A 6,885-nucleotide genomic window follows, 5' to 3' on the forward strand; every position below is an offset into this window, starting at 1 on the left:
AAACGAAAAGAACCCGTTATGGTTTCAGGAAAATAATTGATTTTTAAGAAATATGAAGTTTTGAAGCCTTTAATAATTGTTCCTCTTGTATTTCTGGCTGATATGCCCAAGCCATATAGATTATTCTTAACCAAACAATAAAGAATGGAAGGCTTAGTACGGCTAATGAAATAGGATGTTTATGGGCCCAAACCGGAAATAATAATAACGGAAAATTACAACACAAAACCAGTAGCGATGGCAATAAAACCGTTCTAATTTGCTTGTCATTTTCAAAAACAAACCATAAACCTACACCCACAATTGAAATTATATAGGTACAATCTTCTGAACTCGTGCTAAACAAAACAGGGAAAAGCAAGGCCGAGGCTAATATTAAAAGCTGAAAGATTTTATCTTGAAATGAAGACCATTTTAAAAAAGGAATAAGAAAAATAAATGCTCCTGGCATTAAAAATCCCAAATTCGGAATATCGTAATCGTAAATTAAAGATCTAAAGAAGCCGATTATAGATATAGGAACAGAACCTTGAGTAGTATTGGTTAAATTTTTCTCTGCTAAAGTAATAAACCATTCCTGATAAGATTCGAAAATGGTTAATGGTGAAGAGAAGAACATAGGCAATATAAAAAACACTATCGACCACATTGCTAAATACAGAATAAATCTGGGTTTATTTTTTACGAAGAAGAAGAATGATAAGCCCAAAATTCCATAAAGTTTAATAAAGGAACCAAGTATGATAAGCATAGACGACCAAAAGCCTCTATTCTTGTTCAATTTTGTAAAACTTAATATTATAAAAGCGGCAGCTGTTGCATTAAACTGCTGATTTAACATGGACTCAATTAAACATGGAATGGCGATATAACCTATTAAAACTCTTTTATCAGTTTTGAGTGGTAATGTTTGCAATGCATAAAATAGCATTATGCAATTAAATACATTCCAAAAAATTAAACCGAGCCAATTAGGCAACAATGCAAATGGAGCAATAAACAAAGAAAATATTGGTCCGTAATGATTTACATCATCATGAAATTGAGGATATTGCCCATAAAATGATTGCCCATTTATAAGGTTTCTAAATACGTTTTCAAAAATTAAATAATTATTAAATCGATGAGTAATTAAAGAATTTATCGCAAAGAATAAAGCAATCGCAAGCCATAATATAAATATAATAACTTGCTTAGAAGTAGAAAAAGTTTTTCCTTTTCTAAGTATTTCAGGAAAGTTAATCATTAGTTAATCTCGTAATAAGGATGTTACAAAACAATAATAAATATAAGATTTACTAACTCCAAATATTTAAACAAAAAAGAACAAAAAGCATAATTAATCATACACTCTAACTCTTATATTGAATAAAACCTAAGCTTTTACATTGAATTTTTAATGATGGTCAATCCTATTTATACAAATGTTTAAATACTTATATTTGTGGTTCCAATCTTAAAATGAACCAAAATAAATCTGTCTTTTCTAAACTGAAAGAACTTTTAATGAATAAGCAATTTATCATAATTGTTTATTTGCTATTAGCTATAATCTCGGCTGTTAAGCAGTATAATCACAACACATTTAACAATTACCAGATTTACAAATACGTTTTCTTACATACAGTTGAAAGCAAAAATCTGTATGCCGAGTATCCTGAATATTTAGATAGCAACCATTATGGTCCGGTCTTTTCTCTTTTTGTAGCACCTTTTGCACTCTTTCCTGATGCAATTGGAACAGTTTTATGGAACATGGCAAGTGTGGGCATTTTGTTATGGGGAATTTTCAGTTTGCCCATAGCGTTAAGCCAAAGAAAAATTATCGCGTGGATTTGCGCACATGAAACATTAACGGCTTTATTTAGCTTTCAATTTAACATTGCGTTAACAGGTTTCATCTTATTAAGCTTTTCTTACACCATTAAAAGAAAAGAAATACAATCAGCATTTTTTATTGCGCTTGGTACAATGATAAAGCTTTATGGCATTGTAGGTTTGGCTTTTTTCTTTTTCAGCAAACATAAAATTAAATTTATATTGGCTGGTTTAGCTGCATTAATAGTACTTTTCGCATTACCGATGGCTATTTCATCACCTAAATTTATTTTGCAAACTTATGCAGATTGGTATAGTTCATTAATCCATAAAAATGATATCAACGCTTCTTTAACTTCGTTTCAGGATATATCGGTAATGGGTATGGCTCGTAGAATTTCCGGAAATGTTTCTTTAGAAAATACGCCGTTTTTGCTTGCTGGCATTATACTTTTTGCTTTACCATATACCCGAATAAAACAATATAAGCACTTAGCTTTTCAGCTTTTACTCCTTGCATCAACTTTAATTTTTACGGTTATATTCAGTAGTGGCTCCGAATCACCAACCTATATAATTGCTTTTGCGGGCGTTGCTGTTTGGTTTATTGTTCAAAAAAAACCCTTAAGCTTCTGGACTATTGCTTTATTTGTTTTTGCTTTTATATTAACTAGCTTATCGCCAACTGATATTTTTCCTCAACAGGTTAAAGAATTCATTCGTCTATATTCGCTTAAAGCTTTACCTTGCGTTCTCATTTGGTTAGCCATAATTTATCAAATGATGTTAGAAGATTTCACCTCATATTCTATTGCCGATAATGAATAAATTAGTTTCAATAGTCATTCCTGCATATAATGAAGCTGATAATATTTTCGTAATTGCCGAAAGCATTAAGCAGGTTTTTGAACCTATCCATTACGATTATGAAATTATTTTAGTTGATGATGGCAGCGCTGATAATACAATCGATAGAATAAAAGATTATGCATTGCAACATAGCAACATCTTTTTTCTTGAATTTTCTAGAAATTTTGGTCATCAATTAGCTGTAAAAGCGGGTATGGATCATGCTTATGGTGATTGTGTCATTTCTATGGATTGCGATATGCAGCATCCACCACAATTAATACCTGAAATGCTAAAAAAGTGGGAAGAAGGCTTCGAAGTTGTTTATACCATCCGCCAGGAAGATAAAAACCTTTCTAAAGGAAAAAGAAGTTCATCCAGTCTTTTTTACAAAACTTTAAACTGGCTTTCAGATATCGAACTGGAACCCGGCGCAGCCGATTTTAGATTACTCGATCAAAAAGTAGTAAACGTTTTCAGAAATTTTAATGAAAACGAACCTTTTTTAAGAGGCCTTGTAAAATGGTTAGGCTTTAAGCAATTTGCTATAAAATACAATCCGGCAGCACGTTTTTCTGGTCAAAGCAAATACACGTTTAAAAAGATGCTGAGGTTGGCGTTACACGGCGTAACTTCTTTCAGCATTAAACCATTATATACTGCCGTTTATTTAGGCTTCACCTTATCATTTGCTTCAGTATTATATATTCCCTATATAATTTATGCTTTCGTTAACAATGTTGAAGTTTCGGGTTGGGCATCGGTAATTATGACTATTGTATTTTTTGGAGGCTTACAATTAATTATTTTGGGCATCATCGGTATTTATGTAGGTAAAATGTTTATGCAAAGCAAAAACCGACCAAATTACATTGTCCGTTCAACAAATATTCCTGTAAAATAATGGTGCTTTTAAGTTTTGATATCGAAGAGTTTGATATGCCTTTCGAGTATAATCGGGAAATCTCATTTGCCGATCAGATTGCAATTTCAAAAGCAGGCACGCTAAAGATTTTGGATATTTTAGATAAGTACGAAGTGAAAGCAACATTTTTTTGCACGGTAACATTTGCAGAAAATATTCCCGAGGTAATCAGCAGGATTACAAAAAGCGGACACGAATTAGCTTCACATGGTTATTATCATTCTGATTTTAAGCCTGAACACCTATTACAATCCAAAATTAAGCTCGAAGAACTTTCTGGCAAAGAGATTACCGGTTATAGAATGGCCAGGATGATGCCTGTTGATGAAAAAGAAATTGAAAAGGCAGGCTATATTTATAATACATCTATAAATCCAACATATTTACCCGGAAGATATAATAACTTTAATATTTCCCGCACTTTTTTCACCAAAGAAAACGTACTTCAGATTCCAGCCTCGGTAAGTCCTGTTATTAGGTTTCCTTTATTCTGGTTATCCTTTCATAACCTTCCGTTAGCAATTTACAAGGCTCTATCAAGCTGGACTTATAAAAAAGACAAATACCTCAACATCTATTTCCATCCATGGGAATTTACAGATTTAGATGATTTTGAAAGATTCGGCTTCCCAGGTTACATAAGGAAAAATACCGGTGATAAAATGGTTACAAGAATGGAAAACTTAATCAGCTGGATGAACGTTAAAAAATATCCGTTCGGTACATTCCAGCAGTTTATCAAAACGATAACATAACCAATACTTTTTTACTTGTATGTTTCAGCTAATTTTAAGGCATTGTAAGCATTTACAATTCCACCACTTACACAAATATCGCTAAAGGGCACTCTCATATTTTCACCTCTTGCGTTTTTATATTTAACTTTTCGTATAACTTTAGTAACAGATTTCATAATAATTTCTCTTACCTGGTAGGGTTTTAAATCTGGATAATAACTTAAAATTAACGCTGACAAGCCAGAAACTACCGGCGATGCCATACTTGTTCCATCCAGGTCTTCATACTTATTATCCGGCACTGTCGAATTAATTAAAAATCCAGGGGCAAATACATCTACATTATATTTACCATAATTAGAAAAATCGGCCTTTAAGTTGTCGTCATCTTTATATGAGCTTGCACCAACTTCAATCCAATTACTGGCGTGCGGTAATTTAAATTTTGCAGTATCTACAGGAACGGGCTTAGCTAACGAGTTATTACTCAGCGGTGGTCTCATTCCCATACTATTATTCTGCATATTGGGTTTAGGAGGCGTAAAATCCGCTAATGTTGGCTTTTTGTGCAACTCCTTATATTCCGTGGCTTCTTTGCTTTCAAAATACTTATTGGGAAAATTTTCTTCTTCATCATTATTTTGATTATCATTCCCGGCCGCATGAACCAACAAAACACCTTTAGTTTCTGCATATTTAACGGCCTCATCTACAATCTTTTTATCCCAGCTATAGCTTTTACCGAAACTCATATTAATGACTTTAGCACCATTATCCACTGCGTAACGAATACCATTAGCAACATCTTTATCGCGTTCATCGCCAGTTGGAACAACTCTAATTGCCATGATACTAACATTATTTGCCACGCCCATTATTCCCACAGAATTGTTTCGGTTTCCTGAAATAATGCCTGCAACGTGGCTTCCATGCTGAGCATCGGGTCCTTTAACATCTTTGTTTCCGTAATCTCTTTGATTTGGATTCGAATAATCGTCACCAACCAACGTAGCACGCATATCGTACTTAGGATTAAGATTATACTTCAACATGGCATCGTATTGCTTGTATCCGTCCTTAATACTTTTATAAAATTTTTCAAAACTGCCATCTTCCCTAGAGCCTTTTCTAATGATAGTTTTAACCTGCTCTTCTACCTCATCATCAGCTTTATACTTCTCTACATCCTCCAATGTTGGAATTTTTTTATTATTCATAGTTGCAGCAGAATCCAGAACTTTATTTATGGCAATTAACACAGCAAATGTTTTGCTGGCATCTTCATATTTCTTACCAAAATCGCCAACCATTTTCTTATATAATCTATACTCTTCTTTTTGAGTACTATCTAAAGGTGTCAAATTCGTGGTCGATTGATATTTTGGAGTGTAAATTCGCAACAACCTTACCAATTCCAGATTATCGAATTCTAAATTTCCATTCTTCGAACCAATGAAATTCCAGCCATGTACATCATCAATATAGCCATTGCCATCATCATCAATACCATTACCAGGAATCTCTTTAGGATTAGTCCACAATACATCTTTTAAATCTTCGTGGGCGATGTCAATACCACCATCAATTACTGCTACAATAATTTTTTGTTTAGGTTTTTTGTCTTTAAGAATTTCTCTGTAAGCCTTCTCTGTACTGATACCAAAATAACCGCTTTCAATCAAATCTAAATTGAACCAGTTTTTGGGCAACTGAACATCTTTACTCTGGGCAAATAGTCCAAAATGGATAATAAATAAAACTAATAATGTTCCTAACCTTTTCAATTTCATACTCATAAAATCATACTTACGCAAAAATACAATAATAAGGTTTTATTATTTCGAGCTTAAAAAATTTAGCATAATTTAACATGATAGGCTTAATTATAACCTTGATATGAAATATCAAAAAAGATTTGGTTTTGAAAACGAAAGCTGGTTTTTCATCGGTCCATCCAGCCCTGCTGTTGTTCCAATCTTTTTGATGATTGGCAGCAGAGGTTTTAGAAAAACCTGCGCAACCAAAAAGGATTTCCACGTCATCAGGTTTAGCTGGCCTGGTCTGCTGCTTCGATGAACAGTTTCAACGCCAATACCAGATTAACAAATTCTTCGACATTGAAACCTTAGCTGTTCTCAGATGCCTTAGATAGTAAAACCATTTTGTTTTATCTAGGCAGTTCCAGCTAATCCTCTATTGCAGTAATGAATATAAAGCATCACCCATTTCCATAGGCAACCAGTGCTCTTCACTATCAAACTAAGATGCCCTCAGATGCCTTAGATGGTAAGGACCTTGGAATTATCTACACAATTCCTGCCCATCTGCTGACGTTATTCCGGCTCTTTTAGTACAGGGTTACTACTTTGAACTTTCAACTTTCAACTTTGAACTTTGAACTTTAGACTCACAAGTCCCATCGTTGTGCAAAAAAGCTTATAAACAAAGAAAGCCTTGCAACAATTGTTACAAGGCTCTTCTTTTAAGATTTGGCACCGACCTACTCTCCCACGTGTTACCGCAGTACCATTGGCTCTGGTGGGCTTAACTTCTCTG

6 protein-coding genes are annotated in these 6,885 nt (G+C 33.7%); 4 read left to right on the plus strand and 2 right to left on the minus strand.

The genetic code is table 11. The features are described from left to right. Positions 1-43: 43 nt before the first annotated feature. A complete protein-coding gene (locus LUA86_RS15045; RefSeq protein WP_231464168.1) occupies positions 44-1,246 on the minus strand; it encodes a glycosyltransferase family 87 protein in 1,203 nt (400 codons plus the stop codon). Positions 1,247-1,461: 215 nt separating this feature from the next. Between LUA86_RS15045 and LUA86_RS15050 the strand changes: the two genes are divergently transcribed. The 3 genes from LUA86_RS15050 to LUA86_RS15060 are packed head-to-tail and all read left to right on the plus strand — an operon-like array spanning position 1,462 to position 4,347. Next, on the plus strand, positions 1,462-2,646 hold the full coding sequence (locus tag LUA86_RS15050) for a glycosyltransferase family 87 protein (RefSeq protein WP_231464170.1): 1,185 nt from the start codon (positions 1,462-1,464) through the stop codon (positions 2,644-2,646). Further along, positions 2,639-3,571, plus strand: a complete 933-nt coding sequence (locus LUA86_RS15055; protein WP_231464172.1) for a glycosyltransferase family 2 protein — start codon at positions 2,639-2,641, stop codon at positions 3,569-3,571. The genes LUA86_RS15050 and LUA86_RS15055 overlap by 8 nt, the downstream gene beginning before the upstream one ends. Continuing rightward, positions 3,571-4,347 (plus strand): polysaccharide deacetylase family protein, encoded by a 777-nt coding sequence (locus LUA86_RS15060; RefSeq protein WP_231464174.1) that lies wholly within the window; start codon positions 3,571-3,573, stop codon positions 4,345-4,347. The genes LUA86_RS15055 and LUA86_RS15060 overlap by 1 nt, the downstream gene beginning before the upstream one ends. Before the next feature lie 11 nt (positions 4,348-4,358). Here the strand turns inward: LUA86_RS15060 and LUA86_RS15065 are convergent, their stop codons facing one another. Then, positions 4,359-6,119 carry a S8 family peptidase gene (locus tag LUA86_RS15065; RefSeq protein WP_231464176.1) on the minus strand — a complete coding sequence of 587 codons (1,761 nt, stop codon included), beginning with the start codon at positions 6,117-6,119 and terminating at the stop codon, positions 4,359-4,361. 106 nt (positions 6,120-6,225) lie between these two features. On the opposite strand from LUA86_RS15065, the gene LUA86_RS15070 reads away from it, so the two are divergent. Further along, positions 6,226-6,405, plus strand: coding sequence for a hypothetical protein (locus tag LUA86_RS15070; RefSeq protein ID WP_231464178.1), 180 nt, complete (start codon positions 6,226-6,228; stop codon positions 6,403-6,405). Positions 6,406-6,885: the final 480 nt, after the last annotated feature.

Source organism: Pedobacter sp. Leaf132 (assembly GCF_920984695.1).
Lineage (GTDB): Bacteria > Bacteroidota > Bacteroidia > Sphingobacteriales > Sphingobacteriaceae > Pedobacter.